A 19,135-nucleotide genomic window follows, 5' to 3' on the forward strand; every position below is an offset into this window, starting at 1 on the left:
AACCCTCGCCGAACAGGCATGCCCAGGTGGCGGAATTGGTAGACGCGCTGGTTTCAGGTACCAGTGGTGCAAGCCGTGGAGGTTCGAGTCCTCTCCTGGGCACCAACCCTTCTCTAAGGGGTTGATGCAGCAAGAAAATCAGCAGGATCATGGTCTTAGCGTCGCCCGAGTGCTACACACGGGTGATCCACATGACCCTTCCCATGACCCGACCTTTCAAGCACCCCCGGACCGGCATCTTCTGGCTCAGGAAGCGCGTTCCCGCTGACCTTGTCCCGGTGCTCGGCCGCAGGGAGGTCACCCGCAGCCTGGACACCCGCGATCCGGCGGAGGCGAAACGACGCCACATGCAGGCGCTCGCCGAAATCGAGGCGCAATGGACGAACCTGCGGGCCGGTCCGCGCCCCCTCACCGAACGCGAGGCCCATGGATTGGCCGAGACGGTGTTCGAGAACTGGCTCGAAGCCCATCGCGATCACCCGAGCAATCAGGTCCTGTGGCATCCCGAGCTGTACCCCAAGCTCTGGACGGCTTCGCCTCTTCCCGAGCGTGATCCGGGGCCAGGCAGCCCCGGTGAGGTGCCGCTCGAGAACATCTTGCTCCGGTCGATGCGGAAGTACTGCTTCGAGCAGGCCGAGATCGGACTGGCGCTGCACGGCCTCGGCCTTGACGAGGACAACCGGGTTACGCTGGCGAAAGCCATTGCGGCTGCCCTGCAGCGCGCCAGCCTCGTCCTTCAGCGCGAGGCACAGGGCATCTTCGCGTCAGGGGAAGCTCCGGCAGGCTCGGTCGAGCGATCCGCGAGCCTCGCCGTTCAACGTGTTCAAACGCCGGACCCGCTGCGGAATAGTCCTCTGCCGGTCGAGCCTGCGGAGCGGCGAGGAAAGCCCGCCAATGAAGACGCATCCTTGTCCGGTCTGGTCCAGGGCTGGTGGCAAGAGGCTCAGGCCGCCGGCCTGAAGCCGAGCACCTACGAGAGCTACCGCCACACGTTCTCTTCTCTCATCGCCTTTCTCGGCCACGACGATGCGACACGGGTGACGAGAAACGATGTGGTCCGGTTCAAGGATCACAGGCTGACGACCCCCTCGCGTCGAACGGGGAGGATCCCTTCAGCCAAGACTGTGAAGGACAGCGACCTGTCAGCCCTGAAGGCCGTGTTCAGCTGGGCCGTCGTGAACCTCAAGCTGACCAGCAATCCAGCCGCAGGCATCACGATCCGGGTCAGCAAGCCACCGAGGATGCGCTCCAAAGGATTCACCGATGCGGAGGCCAAGGCGATCCTCAAGGCGGCGCTCGACCATCGGTCGGGGCAGGAAAATCCGAAGACGGCTGCCGCGAAGCGCTGGGTGCCCTGGCTGTGCGCCTTCACGGGAGCTCGGGTCGGCGAGGTGGCGCAGCTGCGGAAGGTGGACGTCACGCAGCGGGATGGCCACTGGGTCATTCGCATCACGCCCGAGGCCGGCACCGTGAAAACGAACGAGGCTCGCGAGGTGGCGCTGCACCCGCAGCTGATCGACCTTGGGTTTCCCGCCTTTGTCGAGCAATCCTCGCACGGACCGCTGTTCCTGACTCCGGGGAAGGGAGGCGAGGTGTTGGGGCCGCTGCAGGGCCTGAAGAACCGGCTGGCCGAATTCGCGCGGGCCGTGGTCCCCGACCCGAACGTCGCGCCGAACCACGGATGGCGGCACCGGTTCAAGACGGTCGGCATGGAAGCAGGTATTCCACCGCGCATTCTCGACGCCATCCAGGGCCAGGCTCCTCGGTCGGTCGCGGACAGCTACGGGGACGTGACCCTGAAGACCATAGCGGCGGCGATCAGCCAGCTCTCGTCGTACGATCTGAACGAGACGTAGCCCGAACCACCTTCGCTACAAGCCAGTCCAGCCACCTCGCTGTTGCCGCAGGATCGCAGTTCGGCTACAGTAATGTCTGTGCAACAGACATTGATTGCGAGTATCAGATGCCAAAGCCTCCACGACCAACAGGTTCGCGAACCCGTCGCAGCGCTCCGAAAGCAGGGATTGCCGACCTGGTCGGCACCCTTCCCCGTGTGACGGAAAAGGTCGCCGAGGGTGCCGACGCTTTTCTGGAACGCTACCCTCAAGACGCGCGTGATCTCGAACTGATGAGGGAGGATCCCGCGACGTGGCTCCGGCGGGAGGTGCAAAACCTTCAGAAGATGTCACGGGACCAGCACGTGAAGCACCTCGCTCTGACCTATACCATGTACGCCAAAGCGGCACAGGATGACGGATACCGCAAGGCGCTTGTCGGGCTCCTTGCTGCGAGAAGAAAAAAGGTCACAAAACAAACTCACTTCGCCGACCTGCTGGTCGAGCTGATGTTCACGTACGGCGACGACACACCTGAAAACCGCAGTCGATATCGGCGCCTCTACAACCGCGACGCTCACGCCATTCGCTATCTAATGGCCGCGAAGATTCCGCCCGACCAGGTGGAAGAGCTCGCGCGCCAGAAGGGCGAAGGACCCGATGCATGGTCAAGGAAGCGAGCCGATGCGGAAGCACGATCAGAGAGTGCAGCTATTGACGAAGCATCGCAACAGGACTGCGAAGCCAGCCCCGCGCAGGTCAGGCTCCGAGCCAGTGGTCCGCTCAATATCGCCTGTACACTCGCTGGCACGGACACGATGGCCGAAATCGTAGAGCGTGCCATAGACCTGCTGAAACACGTGAGTCAGCATGTCAGCGATGCGGGTCAAGCCGCCTCCGGAATGAATCAGGACGCCAAGGAGCGTGTTCAGATCGCCCGCCATAAGTGCCGGATACTCACCGAACTGTGTGAACGGGCCCTGAGCATCCCCGATGAGCCGCCGCCCGCAATCCTTGAAGTTGAGATGGATGACGACGGGTTGGCCGAGGTGCTCAACATGAGCAAAGAAGACCGGGCGAGGATCACCGTGAAAAGGCGCAAAGGGCCTGACGGGTGGACGAGGATCATAGCCGTGGCGCACCGAATCCATGTTCCATCGCGGGAGTAGCACACCCCAATGGACCGAGACTACGCTCTGGCCTCGAAACGACTATTGGTAGGTTTCACCTCCCGCAAGCTTACCGCACTTGCCTCAGCCTTTGCACGTGCGGCTTTCCATTAATAGTCTACTCACATTTCTGACTTGCCGACGCCCATGACACAACGAGCGGCCAGGGAGCCGTAACTCACGAAGGAACGTCTTCCCCTGTGGAAGCGATGCTTCCGGTATTCCGTAAAGGATCGTCACACCCACCAAATCGAAAGGAGCAGGGTGATGACGGAAACAGACTTTAGCGTACACTTTCACCAGCAGCTTGATCAGGAAAGGGCCGGTGAGCACAAGAATCTCTCTAAGCCGACCCTGCGACGGCAGCGCGGGCCATCACACAAAGAGCAGACGAAGCATGTCCATTTTCCTCGTCTGACAATGCACTTTCCGACACTCGCGGAACTGCACGAGGTCGATTTGAGGCCATTGGCTTATACAAATCGGAGGCTGACGAAACTGATCGTTCAGCTCAGAGCGGCGGCGGACTTCCTCGAGGTGCTTCTGGCGCTCTACAAAAAATACAATGACCAGTAGTTGGCGTCAGCCCAACAAATGGAAGAACCACGGCCAGGGTATGCCGACTGTAGCGCCCCAACAGACGAACCTCATCGGAACTGAACCGCTGATGCAACGATCCCCATCGTGATCAGCGGCTCTGCACGTCCCGACCTCGATTGAGCCTTCGGCAGCATAACCTGCCGACGCATTCCCGCAGATGCCTGACGCCCAGGTGGCGGGAAGTCTCCAACACATCATCCAACACATCAAAAGTCAGATCATGAGCCAGCCAACGACTTCGCTAGGTGCGTCGATGCGCATCCTAACGGCGACCTTTGCACATCAGACCAAAGCGTCCCGACGACGAAGATCTCGCAATTTGAACCCGATGCACTTCAGCTCTGCTGCCGTGCGTCGGATCGCCCTGCATATACTCACCCTGAAATACACAAACCCAATCAAAAACTCATGACTAAGCCGTCAAAACCCAATTTGAAGCCGCCAATTGCCCCGACAACACCCTCAAAGCGCAAAAAGCCGAAACGACCCCCCACCCCCTTCGAGCTGGCTGCACGCGAGCGCCTTACCACATGGAGGTGCTTCGAAACTGCCCACAAGCTACGGGGCGACGAAATCCAAAGGCACGTCGAGAAACCGCGCAAGGGGTCAATGGAGATCCCGCTTGATGTTCAAGATCAGCTTAAACGACGCGCTGCCATGTTCCTGCCCGCAACCAACAACCACTCGAGAATTGCCTTTGCTAAAATCGCAAGAGAGCATGTTCGGAGGCTGGTGAAGAGCGTTCAAAAAGATACGCCCTTTTTCTTCGTGACACTGGCACCAAGGAAGTATGCCGTGCCCTTTCACGAAGCCGCAGACTTCAACGTTGAAAGGCTGAAGGCTTGGGCGAGACAGAAACTCGAAGGCCGCAGCTTCATCGGAATGGTTGAAGCTGCGCACTATCCAAACCTCGGACTCGTTCAAGGGCGAACCGATAAAACGGTATCGTGGCACGCGCACTTGCTCGTATGGGGAATCCGAGAGTTTGAGCTGAAAGCTATCGTCGACGCAACGAATGCTCGGGAAGAGCCGCTAATCCCGTACAAGCGGCCTGCTCACTACAAGCTACTGACTCGCAAAGAAGTCAAGGATCAGACCCTCTACATGACGAAAGCTCCGATGAAGGAGCACTTTGTGTACCCGAAGGCCGAGGAGGTCGTCGATCCCGAGACCGGGGAAGTCACCAAGGTCAAGACGGAGCGGTGGAAGCACAAGAAACGGCCATACCGTAGGGTGGGGCTCGCCAAGATGACGGTGGTGCTCGCGAAGTATTGTCTGGATCAGCTCATGTTCGCCGGAAAAGAAGGAAAGGCGACCTATGACGCTATCAAGGCTGAAGCTCTCGAGCCCTACCAGAAGTACGAGCGGGCTCGGCAACAGTCCGCTCCTCCTGCCCGCGCCCGAACACGGCGTGTGCCGCGGCGGCGAACCGGACTCCAGCTCTCCTCTTAACGTCAACCCGTCGAACCACATCGGCACTCCCGATCGAGGCCAGCCCGCCGATGCCCGCTCGGTGCCGCGTAAAGACATAAGCACCCTCGACACTCACCATCACGAAGGAAGGACACAGGTTATGGAAGTCATCACGACAGAAGCGCAGCTCTACGACCGGCTCGTTGAATACATGCGGCAGACTGGGGAGACGCGCCCCTACCCGAAGGCGGTAATCGACTTGGCCGAATGCATCGTTCGGCTGATTCCTGAATTTCTGGTCGAGGAGCATATCCTCGAAAGCCTGTACGGTGATGAGCGATGCCCCTGCTGCGACCGGACCGACTCGACGCTGCTCGGGCACGTGTTCGCGAACCTGGCGGGAAGCGCCGAGCAGCTGCCGTACAGCAGCACCCTGGTTGCATTCGTCGCGCGGGTGGCGCCGTTGCTTCGGGCTGGCATTCCCCTCGATGTCGCCAACCGCGAGGCAATCGAAATCCTCGGGCTCGTCGCGGGGGGTGTCGTGACTGAGAGCCGGCGCGGTAAAACATACTGGCTGGAGACGACCAGGGCGGGCTGCACGCAGCTTCACGTCAAGATCAAGATTGAGCAGGACTGCTCCATGTTGGAGCGGCCACGGGCCGACACACTAGACCCGGTTGACCTCGACTGAAACCATCTGCGGCGAAGACTCTGATCCTGCGTTTCATGCCCGCACCGTCAAATGACGAGATCGCGGTCCGCTATGCGATCCGAACTAATTGAGCTGCACTAAAGGACATCCATGATGAACACAAGACGCGTCATAGCTAAGCAACTGATCGACGGACACCGTGCCAGATCCAATCGTACACCACGGAACTCCAGCGAGCCAACACCAATCACAACCCGTCGAGAGCTTTTGGTTCGGCTGTTTCGCCAGCTTGACACGCTGGAGCCTCGCATTGCCGTACACCCGAACCTACTGACGGCAAAGCAAGAGATGCTCGAACATCTGCGAGACCGTGCATTCATAGCCACTCCTCCAATCTACTGGTGCGAGATCTTTGGGTGGGTCGAGTGGGCCAGACAGGGAGATCCCGAGGCTTCTCGTTGTGGAGAGCCCTTGCTAGAGTTCATGGGGCATCTTGGGGAGGCCATACAAAGGAAAGGGGGTGCTCGGATACCGCGGGCTCGCGCAATCGAAATGATGATCAGTATCATTCCGGCCGAATTCAGCGGAGCTTATCTGTCCTGCGGACCGTTCGAAGGACGATATTGGGTCGAGACGACACCAAGGGGTGTCGCGGACCTTGAGGTTCAGATCCGCGTTCAGTTGCCGATGGTGCAGGAGATGCTCGCCGACGATCTCTTCGATCTGAGTGTCCCATACCGCTAATACCTGCTAGTGCCGCACCTAGATTGGAGGCCGCTCTCTTGGGCGGCCTGCCACACGCCCGGTAGGAACGCTCTGCATTAGGGTCCCAGCACTCTGTTGCCGCGAGGCTGCCCCCGCCGCCCCGCAGTCGGGATCGCGTGCCGCCAGCCCGCCCGCGCATGATCCATCAATGCCTGCTGGCGCGGATGGCGATACACGTTCTTCGTCCCGTACGAAAGGATGTATGGCCTCCCGGGTACGGTCGGTGCGGGCACTGATGTGCTTCCACCTGAAAACACTGCTCCGTGGTGAGTTGCCACCAAGTAGTCCAGCGTCGGCATTCCTCCCGGAAGTTGCACAGTGTTGTAGTCCGCATCCCCGACCAGCAGGGCCGTCTTTCCGCCCTGCAGCGACACGTGCACGGCGAGGCCGGAGTTGTTGTGGTCACCGTACGGGCCCCCACCCGAGACCAAAGAGCCGAACGGCGTCGGGAGGTGTCTGCCCGTCCAGACGTGGAGGTTGTTCTTCGCCGCCAGGATATGCGCGACCCGTGCCGCTCCCGGACCAAGCTTTTGCCGCGGCACGATCCAGGGGCGCTCGAGCAGCGCAGGCGAACTGAGGGCCGCGTGAAGGTGATCCCAATCCCAATGAGACAGAATCACGGGTGCGGTGCCCTTAGCATCGAAGGCCAAGGATTTCGGGGCCGTATGGCCGTTGAACGAGATGGGAAGGCCGACATCATAGAAGAAGACGGCCCTTCCGGATGCGTTCCTGCTTTCAGTGAAATTCGCTTGGCCCACATCGTGGACCACGACCTCCACAGGAACGGGCAGATTGGATAAGAGCGAGCTGATCGCAGCATCTGATGACGGATGGACAAACGGGCTTAGGCTGCAAGCGTGTCCAAGATCCGGAGGAAGCTGAAGCGCCGGGGCGACGGCTGCTCCCAAGCTGCTTGGGCGAGGACCGTCGGCTTCGTCGTCGGCCAGGAAAGTGATCGATGTGGTATGGCCACGCGCAAGGGTCGTGTAGCCCAATTCCGTCAGACCGGCGTACCAGGTAGGGAGGCGCACCGCAGGGCTGTCCTGCACCAAGTCGAGGGCGAACCAGTCCCCGACCCGAGGAGGCCGCCCCGCAACATCGGTGAACCTGTTCAGCGTCGTAACGACCCGAACGAGCCCGAACTCCGGCGACACAGCTCCTTGCTTGATGTCGCGGGCGGCCGCGTCGATGCCCTCGGCGTCGATTGCATCGAACTCGAACGAAATTCGCGCGTGATGGGCGGAGCTGAGCGAGTCTATCCGCGTCAGCCGTGCGATGAACCGTCCGTTCGGGAATTCGCCGCTGGTGTAGATTCCCGGAGGGAAGAAAAAGAAGAAGAAGACACAATCCTCCCAATGGCAGGGCTATCAGTCGGACGGCCGCCCCACTGCACCGCAGCCTGAAGATATTTCCCCCAGGCATTTATGGATAAGCTTACCCGCCGGCAAGGCCAAATCAGGTCGTCGGGGCCAAGACGCTGCCTCGTCGCCTCGGCGGCATGGTCCACGACAGCCCGGTGCGTTGGGTGGTGACCTAGTACGCGCCACCGGGCCGGATACCTGACGGGCAGAGCGCTTCACCGCAGCAACACAGATCCTGACAGAGCCGCCGGGCAGGGAGGCGTGGACTGCCGGGACGGGATTCGGCTGCCGGACCCGTGGTCGAGGGGCCTTGTGGCAAGCGCTGTCGTAAGCGGCCGGCATGCCTGCTTGACAGCGCCTATTGCGGGCCGTGTACGACATGAGGCCCTTTAGGTGGCGGCATGGCATGAACCTCGATGAAGCGAACCGCTGGGACTTCTTTCGGGCGGCCGCCCGGCCCGCCCTTGTGCTCGCGCCTGCCTCGTTTCTCGACGACGTCGGTGCGTCCCTCGCAGCAGCGGGGGTCCAGGATGCAGTAGCGCGGCACGAACCGGGGCCGGTGTTCGACTGGCTGATGAGCCTGGTTCAGCTTCAGGGCGTCTCGGACCGGGTCGCGCTCGCCTATGCAGCGAAACACGGAACGGTCCGTTGGGCCGACGTCGACGCGGCGCTGGCCCGAGGGCCGGAATGCCGCCGCCTCACGAGTTACTGGCACTTTCACGAATGTCGGTACGTGAAGACGGCGCAGACCTGCTCGGAGCCTCACCTCGTGCACCGTTGTCCGCTGGCGGCCCATCCGCTCCGCAACGGGCGCCTCAACCAGGCCGCCTACGGCCTTTTCCTGTTCATCCGCGATGTCTGCGGCGGCGATCTGGTGCGGTGGATCGACCATCGCCTCGCCGCTGCCGATCGACCGGGGGCTCCTGACCGCGCGGTGCGCATGGGACGGGCGCTGCTCGATCCGCTCGCCAATGTCTATGGCATCGGCGAGAAGCTATGGTCGATGGCGCTGGCGGACCTCCTGCTTGGGGCTGATCCGGCCCGCGGCCGATGGGTCACCACGGGATCCCATATGATTGCGGTTGATACGCTGGTTCACAACTTCATGCATCGCACCGGGGTGCTTAGGCGACTGAATGCGGACCATGCCTATGGCGAGGGGTGTTATGCGCCCAGAGGATGTTCTGCCATTATCAGGGGGTTGGCTCGCCACATCGACGCTCGTGAGTTCAACTCTGACTTTCCAGCCTGCTTTCCACGCTTTATCCAATTCGCGTTGTGGCACTTCTGCGCCGAAAGTGGGCTCAACATCTGCAACGGAACCCGGATCAACGACGCGATGCGGTGCCAGAACCGGTACTGCCCTTGGTTCGACGGCTGTGAACGGATCTGCCTAAAGCCTCACGACTAGAGCCTCGGATGGACGCATGTGGACACAAGGCCGCTGGAAATGCGTTCTGCTAAAGGTCATGCCCCACTTTGTCATAGCCGTGGGTCCGTCGGGGCGGGTGAGCCTGACCAGTTCCGATGCTGTGTCGGCTTGATGACGAACCACTGACACCAATGTGCCGAGTGGCGGTACGGCAGTCGTGCCCGGCCGCCGCAAAGTTTGCGGTCCGCACGTCAATGTCGGAGAAACCCGCAGAGCCCCACTTCCAGTGCGGCGCTCCGATTCTCTTGAGCCGTATGGTTGTCGCTCAAGGAAGATAGCCGAAAGAGTTAGGAGCAACTCCCCAACATTTCCCGCGTCTGACAGACCCGTCGCAATGGCTCGGGGACAACGAATAGCATAGGATTCCCTAGAAGATCTCGCGAGGCGGAAAATGGATCAATCGGAACGTTCGCCCGGCAAGCAGGATCCAACTGCGACCGACAAGCCGAGTATCGGTGCGCAAGGCAATGGCCAGGAGCCGCCTAGACTTCCACCAGGCAGCCATGCGCCAGGTTCAACTGCGGATCCTGGTACTGCTGTAGGAGGTGGCGGCGGGAAGCCGCTGGAACTTCCGAGACATGAACAGTTTTCATCTATCGAGTATGCCGTCATCATCTTAATCATGGCGGCCGCACTCGGGTCGTTCTTCGTGCTTATAATCTACTACGATCAAGCTAGATTTTGGCAGTATCTGTTCATTTTGTTGTTTCTAACGCTGGTGCTTGTAGGCGTCCTGCGTGCGGTGGGTGCGATTCAAAAGCCCACTATCGTTCTCGGTGGAAGCATCGTCGTGTTCGCGGCACTCTGGTGGATCACATCGGACCAGTTCAGACAGTTCGATCTGACCCAGAACGATCGAGAAAAGCTTCAAAGCGAACGGGACAGGCTGCAGCAGGAATTGAACAGGGTTTTGGCCGGCCTGCAGCAGCTTAATGAAAAGGAGCTCTTGATCGTCACAGTAAATCTGAATGACCGGCCAATACGCGACGTGTTGGTCAAGTACGAATCAGATCCTGACGAGAAGACGGCCCGCAAGGAAGGGCATCGTCACATCATTCCCATCAAACAACTGGCGAATGGCGGACCCATCCGGCTGGAGCTCGATCGGACAGCTCCTCCAGAGCGTGTGGAGACCGAAGCCGCCCGATACGAGATCGATCGCCTCATTTACTTACGAGAACAGCAGCAGTTGAGGCTCTTTCTCCAGCGGGTCCAGAGTTAGGAGGGTAGTTGAATGTGGCGGCCACCCTTCACCACTTTCATGCTCTGCTTCGTTTCGATCGCATCTACTTCGCCAGTGGGTGGCCAGGTGTTCCCCGACCTGCCAAACCTGACCCGAAAACTGCAGTCCGGAATCACGGCCGAGAGACGCAACGCAAGAGACGATCTGGCGATTTCACTCGACCGGATCCCGCGTGACCAGCTCGCCCCGGCTGTAGATGCCCTGGTCCGTGCGCTTGATGACAAAGATTACCGAGTCCAATTGGGAATTGCTGTGGCGTTGGGCAAAACCAAGGTTCGCTGGAGAGCTACAGACCACGAGGGCGCTCTCCAAAAGCTTTACAGCCTGTACAATCGTGCCGAGGACGAGACGCTGAAGAGGTCCCTGGATGACGCCCTGAACAATGCAGAAGGCATGTATTGGGACTGCATCCAAGACTATAACAATGACGTCATCTCCGATCTACCACGGACAAAAGATTGCTTCAGGCGTGTCTACTCGGACTTCGGAAGGAGCCGGTACGCCGAAAACGCAAACTTCTACCTTGGACAGTATCTCACCAGGGCGTATCGCCTTGGCCATCCAAACGGACGGGCACTCGTGGTCGAATCGAACGGTGTGTTCGACGAATTCATCAACAAATCTCGCGCCGGGGCGTTCGTCAAATCCGAGTGGCTGGAGGATGGCTTATTCTATCGCGCGCTCAACGATAGCTTGCTCGGCGACAAGAAAGGCGCAGTGACTCAGCTCGCCCAAATGGAAAAATTGGTCTCTGACGAACAGCAGGTATATGTCTACCAATTTATCTTTTCGCGCGAACGCAACGCCATCGTCGACGCCTACTTTCCGGCAAAAAAGCTGGCGGGCATAACCCGAACTTATGTCGAGCGTCTCCCGACCATCGACAGGTTTGATGCTGCCGAGCTTAAAGCCTTGTTGAGTACCGAATAGGGAGAAGGGCCATTTAGTGGAGTGAGAAGTGGTCTGCGCGCCATTCTATTCCTGCAGTTCAGCCGGCTGAGTTCGTGTATCCTCAAGCGCGAACGTCGGAGCCTGAGGTGCTGATCTGGCGCAATTGGTATGATGCGAAGCACTGCTGTCGAGAGAAGCCTCTTCATGTCTCAGAAGGAATGATATCTCAACGCAGACCGACTGAAAAGCCGGAGGCGAGCGGAATTCAAAAAGACCTTGCTTCGTCGCGCCGTGGCGCTGTCAAGAGCGCTCGTAGCGGATCAGGTCCAGTGCGATCTCATCGAGCCTATTCAGGATGTCCGCAAGGTCACTCTCGGAAAGCGGGGTCGGAACGGCGCGTGCGAGACGCAGCGCCATGCGCTCGATGTCAAGCCGCATCGCCAAGATTTTCGTATACACGTCGCTGGAGGCAATCGGGAGGCCGCTCGGCGCCTGAATGACTCGGTCGGCCAGGACCGTGACTAAGCCGCCAACGAAGCTGAAGCAGGCCGTGGCGAGTTGCGTGCCCTTCTCCGACCCAGTGTAGACCAGCAGAGCGGCAACCAGTCCCGAGGCGGCTGCGGCAACGGCGCCGAATAGCCTAATCCGTGAGGCGAGAGTCATGCGCCGCAGAACGTGCTCAAGTAAGCGATCCACCCGCGCCCGCAGGGGGGCAAGGCTGGCCCTGGCCAAGTCCAGAAGCACAGTACCATCGCCGGATACGGGCGCGGCTGATCCAGCATCCTGGGCTTCTCCCAACTCACGGCTGCTGCTGAGCAGTGAAGCGGCTGCGACATGGCGCCGACGAAGTTCGGCAATTTCCGTGGGAGCCCATCGCTCAAGGACGGTTACCAAGCTCTGATAGCCGCCCCTAAAGCGTTCGCGCGTCACGGCTTACCTCACTGTGCCATTTGTCCATCTGTCGACGTTCTTAACTGCTTCATGGGCGAAACCCAGCATGACCAACATTATAACGAGTGGCCAAGGGCCCATCAGCCAGCTCCATACGAGGGCTACTAGCATGCAGATGTAGATCCCGACCCACCGAGCGATCCGCAGGACACGGCAAGCCCCTAAGACCGCGGGCAGCCACCGACTGCGCTCCCGGATTCTCTGCATCCAGTTGCTGCGTGCCAGCAACACAAGTGCCCACTCCCACAGCCAGACAAAAGCCGTGATAGGGAAGGGCAGGTTGATCGGGTGGATCAGCTGAGGGACAAAGAGGCGGACCTTCCCGTCCTTATCGGGATTGACCGGCGGCTGGTCCCAACCCGACACATTGCTAAGGACCTCCCGAGGAATTTCGACGCTGATCGCGTCGCTGAGTGTGGATGTGTCCCTGACAAGCGCAGTAAGCAGGCCGACCACGGGCGCGATATCGATCTGGAGCGAGCCCACCTGCGCGAGCGCGTTGAACAATGCGGCAAAAGTGGAGGCGCTGGCCGCGTGGCGCAGGAATATCTCCACCTGCTCCGTCGAGATGTTGCGCGTGAAGCCGAAGGGAGCGCCTGAGGTCAGAGTGTTGCACCCCACAGGCACCAGGAAGACGCCGTGCCGTGCCGCCGCGTCGCGCGCCGCTGCGATTGAGATCCTTGATCCGGTGCCGTAATTGAGCGAAAAATCGCCGTCTTCGACATGACTGACCACGATGATGGTCTGGCCGCGCCTTATGGAGAAGAAGCTATCCATCGCAGCGGGAGTATCGGGGAACTCTGCGATTTCACCGCTACCCTTCCAAGCCTCTTCCATCCGGCCGATCGGCGCACTGAAAACCGCGCGGTCAAGGAAGAAGGTGAGCCGCGGCTGTTTACCGGGAAGGTCGTGGCGCATCAGCGCGGCGAACCTTTGAACAATGTCTCGGCTTCGATAGCTGCGCTCCGTAAACGACCACTGGCTTGTGTCGAAGCCGGCCAGCGCCGGATCGGTGGCTAGTACATCCCTCAGAGCAGCCTTGGTCTCGGACTTCAAGTACGATGGGCCATGCTGGACCTGAGGCGGTTCGGGCGGGCGCTCAGGCGATCCGCGTCGCGCCGTCGTCTGGTCAAGCGGCCAAGCACTGAGCAGCACGGCAACGGTGAGCAGGGCCAACAGGCGTCTCATCGCTCTAATAAGGCAGACCGTAAGACCGCGCGCCGCACCTCCGTGCCGGAACAGTGCGTCTCCGCCGCACGGTTGCGCCTGGAGCCGAATATGCCTGAATGTTCGCTGCTTTGTGGGCACATCGTCCTCCAGACACTGGAAGTCGTATCCCGCACGAAATCTTGCGGTGACGATGGAACATTAAGCAGTCAGTGCCTGAAAATGTCCAGCCTTGCCCGGTTTGAGGCCGGTGATCACTGCGTGCCCGCCACTACAGCAGCGTGCCCAGATCTTGACGTCGACTTGCTGCTGGAAGCGGTTCTCGGATTGGGAGGTAGCGAAGCCGCGCCGGCTCCGACTGGACGCGTTTTGCTGTAGATCAATGTTTTGCTTATAGATCAATTCGGTCGCCGGCGGATGCGAGTACGAGTGCTTGGTCATAGGCCCAGCGTGCGACGACAGCTTGACCGGTTACAGGACCCTGGCGCGCACACGGCCCTCGGGACTGCAAAATCGCCTGGCCCCATCTCCTGTGCTCGGCGACGACAACTCGGGCCTAGGGCCGAAAGACGGGTTTGGCCGGCTCTACTCTCGGCCGGAGCGAGGCTCCCTGCGGAATGACGGAGATCAGTCCTCACCTGAAGGGTCTCTTGCTAGTCTGCGGGCGGTTCATGACGCTTGTAGAAGCAAACTGGTGCCGCCGCACCAAAGCTCGGCCGTTTAGCAGCAACGACAGCCTCACCATGCAACTGCGGCATCCTTCAATAAAGGTCGCTTGGTCTGGTCAACCGCTGGACGGAGCAACATGCATCCTCTCTAGCCGCATGGATGGTAATGCGCATGGCGGCGGGCCCGCGGTGCTGAGGGAAAACCTGACGCGGCGTCTGGCGATCCATGGCTCCGGATTGCAGCGAAGTGCGTGCGTTCCTGAGCGGCGCTCGCCCATCATAATCTGACATAATCTGATCCAGCGGCCGTCCACGTAAGCTTGGCGGATCAGCATCCGCGGATACTACCTCTTCAGGTTAATCCGACTGCATTGACGCAAGCCGAGCCTTCGCAGTATTTTTAAGGGGAGGGCTTTGCGATGACAGATACTGCTTGGCTCATTACAGCGGTCGCCGTTGTTGCGATCATTGTTGTTCTGGTGCTTGCCGGAAATCTCGGTTTCATCAATCTGACGTTGTTTGGAAACACGGGTCTCAAAGCTGGCCAACACAAGCCGCGCGCGACGGCTGAAGGTGCAAAGGCGGGGCGCGATATAAAGGCCAGAACAGGTCCAGGAGGTGAAGCCTCAGCGAACCGGTCCACGGCTGGGCGTGACGTAGACGTCTCAAGTGGCTACGATGACCAGAGATGAGGCAGCGACAGGGCAATACGCCTCCGCAGACGGAGCCCGCGCGGGCCGAGATATTATAGTCACTGCAGGCCTTGATGAGCAGAAAACGCGTGATTTGCTGGAGAACCTTCTAGAGGCCGTCACGGACAGCGGGTTCGCGCGCGCAGCACGCAGCTATTTCTCTGCGTTGAGAGGCTACTGCGCATCACCGTACCAGGTTCTAAGGTCGCGCTTCCCTGAGACCACCACGCTTGATGATGTCTACATCCCTCTCAGGGGAAAGACCCTAGACGCCACGTCCGAAATACTGATGATCTCAGACGCGATTCGGTCTGTCTTTAGACGCGGCAAGAAGCAAATCCTTGTACAGGGCCCGCCCGGTTCCGGAAAATCAACACTTCTCCGCCAGATCGCACGGCACGCCTGGGATGATCCGCATTCGGTCGGCTTGGATCAGCGCTATATTGCACTTCCCATTCGCTTGCGAAGCTACGCAGAGGTTGAGGGCGCAAGCCGCGAAGATCGAATCTGGCGTGCCATCGATCGCGCGCGCGAGCTTGAGATTGACGGCCCTCGTCCACCAGCAGGGTTCATGGACGCTTGGCCGCAACAGCTCGGCGTACCCTGGCTTTTTCTTCTCGACGGCTTCGACGAGGTTCCCCCGGAGCGACGGGAAGAGATCTTCGTCTGGCTGAAAGCGCTAGTGAGCCAAAATGTTGCGCTTCTCATCACCAGCCGTCCAGCAGAATTTTTATTGGAGCGCCAGTTCCAGAGGCTGCTGGAGCAATTTGAAGTGCAGCCATTCTCGCGCGAGCAGCAATCGCTTCTAGCCAAGAACTGGCTGGGCGAGCGTTCACGCGACTTTGAGGAGGCGTTCGCACGTTTCGCGAATGGTGAACTCGGCGGCACGCCTTTACTGCTCACGATTGCGGCCCTCGTGTATCTGCGCTCGGGTAGCTTACCAGTTCGGAAAAGTGAACTGTACCGGATCTTCGTCAACGACACTTGGCAGGAGGCCCTCAGTCGGGGAGCAAACGAGGATCTCGGCCCGGAGCTTTTCGAAGCCGCACCTCTGTTGATCCCCATCTCCCTTCGGCTGATCGCCCGCACTATGACCGAAGGCCGCGGTGAAGGCTCGGCTCTCGACTTCGGCAGCGATCTCAACAAACTAACTGCTCTGGTAGCCCGAGTTCTGGAAAAAGAATTGAACATTCCCAAATCGATTGCCACGCTTCGCGCTTCAAGACTTCTGACCTTTTTAGGAACCCGTAGCGGTGTTCTCAGAACCTCACCGTATCAATGCGAGTGGCTGCATCCGACCTTCCGCGAGTTTCTCACTGCCGAAGCCTTCTCCGAGGATGCGGATGAACGCGAGATCGACGGCATCTTGGCTAAGCGCCACGAGGTGGCTTGGCGCCAAATTGTGTTGTTCTTGATAGCAATACTCAGCGAGAAGGCCTCGGTCGAGCCGTTGCTTCGCCGGCTCAAGTCCACGAACTCTCCCTACGACTTGGCGCTCGTAGGAGTTGCGGTCTCGGAGGGTGCGAACATCGACGACCCGACGTTCGTTGAAGAGGTAGTGCGGGATCTTTGCGACTCTATCCGAGACCTTTCGAAGGGCTGGATCTGTAATCGCCTCTTGACTGCGGACTCTACAAAAATCGACCGGCTACGGCCTGCACTTAAGCCGTTCATGCACCACGATGAGATGCGGCCGCACATTGACAAGCTAACAGCTGATCTAATCGGCACAGCTATCGAATTCGGCCAGCACGGCGCAAATGCGATTGAGGATCTTCGTGAGCTTGGAGCGTACGACGGATTGAGCCGGCTCGCTGCCGAGCGAGAGGCCCCGCTACCCGTTCGAGCTGATGCCGCCCGAAGCCTCTGTTCGTCCGGATTGCTTGCCCAAGGACATGCGGCATACTTTGACCTTGCAAACTGGGCATCTCGTGAGCCGGGCCGTTGGAAGGAATTGATCAGTGCTCTTGCCAAAGCGCCCGATCCGGATCTGTTCGCCGCGCTCGCCACAGAAGGACTCATCGTCGGTGACCACTGGGACAAGCTGCTCGACGCTGTTGCTGAGGACGAAAGGCCTGCGGTACTGGCTGCGCTTGCAGCAGACCCTCGTCTATCTCCCAGTCAACAATTATCCGTGACGCTTCGCAGCATTAGAGACCCTGAGCAGGCGCTCAGGCTACTGCCATCGTTCGCCGGCCAGCCTTCTGCGATGCGGGCCTGCATCAATGTTCTCGTGCAGAGGATGGATCGCGGCGCTCTACTTGGCATAATGCTAAACAGCGCGTCCACTCCTGAAATGCGCCTGCTCGCATTCCGTGGACTGAAAGCACTTCGAGCGTACAGCGAGCTCAAAGAAGTGGTCCACTCAGAACAAGTGCCGTACGCGCTTAGGCGCAGGTCGGCGGAAGTCCTATATGGATCGGCGCTGGACTTTGACACTGCTTCACTGCTGCTTGGCTTCTTCGATGCAGCCGGGAACTCCCACCGGCCGGGTATTCTGCGGCGCCGTGGGTTCCTCAACTATCAGTTGGACAGGTACGAGGAGGCCCTACAGGTATTTGTGGAGTTGTTCGCTTTGCAGCCAAAAACGGCATGGGCTCTGGTTATCTATGGGCACTGCATGCAGCTGCTTGGCAGAACAGAGGAGGCATTGACCGCGTATAATGAAGCCCTTGAACTTGAGCCGAGCAATACCTTTGCACGATGCCAACGTGCGTTCATTCGGTGGGCGTATGACGATATCCCTGCGGCTGTACAGGATGTGCTGCAGACGAGAGAGTACATTGCACCGAAGTGGTTTCACCTATACGCAGCTGAGATCCTTAGGATCGCCGGGCTATTCGACGAGGCTCGGGGGTGGCTCGACGCGGCTGTAAGGGACGACAGTTCCCGCGAGCTGGCGCTGATCCTTCGAGGCAGTTTATCCTTTCACCTCGGCCAGATTGGTGACGCCGTCGCCGATTTTCGTGCGCTGCCACCATCCGAAGGGCTGCTGCGCGCCGATCCATTCTATATTGCGGCTCGTCACAACATGGCGAAGGCCTTGCGTGCCATAGGGTGTTTCGCTGAAGCTATATCGGAATACAGCAAGTTGATCGAACAATGCGGCAAGTCCACACCATACGTTTCAGAGAGAGCTGAAGCGATGCTGCAGGCGGGGGCATTCTCGGATGCTGACCGCCAAATCGCCAGCCTCCGTGAACAGGATCCGGAAGAGCCGTTTCTCACTTACCTTGAGGGTCTTTCCAGAGGCCTCCAGGGTGACCGGAAAGCCTTGCGGGATGCGGCCGCTGCAGCGCTCGCTTTGATCCCCGACGAGCAAGGACAGGGTGAATACCTGAGCATTTGCAGGTCAAACCGCGCCCTGTGCTATCTTGCTATCGACGACCCGGCATCGGCTCAGGAGATGCTGAGAAGGCTTGTCGAGGATAAGCAGCTTGAGCAGCTCCGATATTACACCGTTCCCTATCTTGATGCTTTAGTACGTGCTCTCCCGGGCCGCGGCGACATCGTTGCGGCCAGGGATCACACGAAGCGGCATGCCTGGCCGCTGGGTTGGACAGGCGACGTCGACTACGATCCAAGGCTCATCGTGCTGAGCCGAGTTCAACGGGCGGCCTATCCTTTTCCTATGTATTGCCAGAAATACTCGATCGAAGGGCTCAACGGGGACAAGGAACTGGGAGAACGGATTTTAGGTGCAAACCGTTCTGACGAATGCTCCATTTTGCTATGGACACTAGGCCAGCCGGATCGGGTGTACGGACACTGCAATTTCAAGAAGGATCGGGACGCGGAGTACGACCTGAAGTTCTGCGAGAGCACAAATCTGATGCTTTCTAAAAATCTCCGTGTGCTCGTAGAGCAGTTCGGTGTACGGCGACTTCTGTTTCTTGAAGTTAAGCTGTTGGAGCGCTTTGCATCGACGGTGCGGGCGGCAAACTTGCCGGTTCAATGCAGCTTGGCAGAAATGCCAGTGGCATAGATTTTTCGTCCGCGGCACTCCCGATATTCAGCACACTGTCTGGATGTGGAGCGGCCGGATCCATGTGTAGCCACCTGATGCCCCTGAGGTTTCATCCCTTCGCGTTTAGAGTCTCAGCAGCACCCAGGCGGCGAAATTTTGACACGCGGTTCAGATTTCATCATTTGCAGGGCCAGAGGGTTCATCGCTGGCTCTTGCCGGAACTCGGATTTTTTAGTGGACGGATATGAGGCGGATGTTTCGCCGGCCGTCAGAATTTCTCGAAGTGCAGCCCGTGTCCTGCGGCCAAGGCACTGAGAGCGCCAGCGGTG

Annotated in this window: 13 protein-coding genes and 1 tRNA gene; 11 read left to right on the forward strand and 3 right to left on the reverse strand. The window is 59.4% G+C overall.

Features of this window, described 5'->3' with window-relative positions:
• Positions 1-20: 20 nt before the first annotated feature.
• The 7 genes from AA309_RS05355 (at position 21) to AA309_RS34055 (ending at position 6,413) form a co-directional block, all read left to right on the forward strand.
• A tRNA-Leu gene (locus tag AA309_RS05355) sits at positions 21-105 on the forward strand.
• Positions 106-191: 86 nt separating this feature from the next.
• Positions 192-1,856 carry a DUF6538 domain-containing protein gene (locus AA309_RS05360; RefSeq protein WP_047188185.1) on the forward strand — a complete coding sequence of 555 codons (1,665 nt, stop codon included), beginning with the start codon at positions 192-194 and terminating at the stop codon, positions 1,854-1,856.
• A 107-nt stretch (positions 1,857-1,963) separates the two neighbouring features.
• On the forward strand, positions 1,964-3,004 hold the full coding sequence (locus AA309_RS05365) for a hypothetical protein (protein WP_160310404.1): 1,041 nt from the start codon (positions 1,964-1,966) through the stop codon (positions 3,002-3,004).
• A gap of 267 nt (positions 3,005-3,271) precedes the next feature.
• The gene (locus tag AA309_RS05370) at positions 3,272-3,580 is read left to right on the forward strand and encodes a hypothetical protein (protein ID WP_047187962.1); all 309 of its coding nucleotides are present in this window, start codon (positions 3,272-3,274) and stop codon (positions 3,578-3,580) included.
• Positions 3,581-4,213: 633 nt separating this feature from the next.
• Complete coding sequence (locus tag AA309_RS05375) at positions 4,214-5,056, forward strand: hypothetical protein (protein ID WP_160310405.1); 843 nt, start codon at positions 4,214-4,216, stop codon at positions 5,054-5,056.
• Positions 5,057-5,177: 121 nt separating this feature from the next.
• Positions 5,178-5,708 (forward strand): hypothetical protein, encoded by a 531-nt coding sequence (locus tag AA309_RS05380; RefSeq protein ID WP_047187964.1) that lies wholly within the window; start codon positions 5,178-5,180, stop codon positions 5,706-5,708.
• Positions 5,709-6,221: 513 nt separating this feature from the next.
• Positions 6,222-6,413 (forward strand): hypothetical protein, encoded by a 192-nt coding sequence (locus AA309_RS34055; RefSeq protein ID WP_150117394.1) that lies wholly within the window; start codon positions 6,222-6,224, stop codon positions 6,411-6,413.
• Positions 6,414-6,490: 77 nt separating this feature from the next.
• Here the strand turns inward: AA309_RS34055 and AA309_RS05390 are convergent, their stop codons facing one another.
• The gene (locus AA309_RS05390) at positions 6,491-7,588 is read right to left on the reverse strand and encodes a ComEC/Rec2 family competence protein (protein WP_047187966.1); all 1,098 of its coding nucleotides are present in this window, start codon (positions 7,586-7,588) and stop codon (positions 6,491-6,493) included.
• A gap of 613 nt (positions 7,589-8,201) precedes the next feature.
• Between AA309_RS05390 and AA309_RS31695 the strand changes: the two genes are divergently transcribed.
• The 3 genes from AA309_RS31695 to AA309_RS05405 all read left to right on the forward strand — a co-directional run bounded on the left by AA309_RS31695 (position 8,202) and on the right by AA309_RS05405 (position 11,400).
• Positions 8,202-9,206, forward strand: a complete 1,005-nt coding sequence (locus AA309_RS31695; protein ID WP_052954485.1) for a hypothetical protein — start codon at positions 8,202-8,204, stop codon at positions 9,204-9,206.
• A gap of 412 nt (positions 9,207-9,618) precedes the next feature.
• Entirely contained in the window at positions 9,619-10,449 is an 831-nt protein-coding gene (locus AA309_RS05400) for a COX15/CtaA family protein (protein ID WP_150117395.1), read from the forward strand.
• 12 nt (positions 10,450-10,461) lie between these two features.
• Positions 10,462-11,400 (forward strand): HEAT repeat domain-containing protein, encoded by a 939-nt coding sequence (locus AA309_RS05405; protein ID WP_047187968.1) that lies wholly within the window; start codon positions 10,462-10,464, stop codon positions 11,398-11,400.
• A 261-nt stretch (positions 11,401-11,661) separates the two neighbouring features.
• Here the strand turns inward: AA309_RS05405 and AA309_RS05410 are convergent, their stop codons facing one another.
• Both AA309_RS05410 and AA309_RS05415 read right to left on the reverse strand, forming a co-directional pair.
• Positions 11,662-12,291 (reverse strand): hypothetical protein, encoded by a 630-nt coding sequence (locus AA309_RS05410; protein ID WP_047187969.1) that lies wholly within the window; start codon positions 12,289-12,291, stop codon positions 11,662-11,664.
• Between the two features lie 3 nt (positions 12,292-12,294).
• Positions 12,295-13,368, reverse strand: coding sequence for a hypothetical protein (locus AA309_RS05415; protein ID WP_150117396.1), 1,074 nt, complete (start codon positions 13,366-13,368; stop codon positions 12,295-12,297).
• 1,457 nt (positions 13,369-14,825) lie between these two features.
• Here AA309_RS05415 and AA309_RS05430 point away from each other — a divergent pair.
• Complete coding sequence (locus AA309_RS05430; RefSeq protein WP_047187973.1) at positions 14,826-18,824, forward strand: NACHT domain-containing protein; 3,999 nt, start codon at positions 14,826-14,828, stop codon at positions 18,822-18,824.
• Positions 18,825-19,135: the final 311 nt, after the last annotated feature.

This window comes from Microvirga vignae (assembly GCF_001017175.1).
Taxonomy (GTDB): Bacteria; Pseudomonadota; Alphaproteobacteria; order Rhizobiales; family Beijerinckiaceae; genus Microvirga; species Microvirga vignae.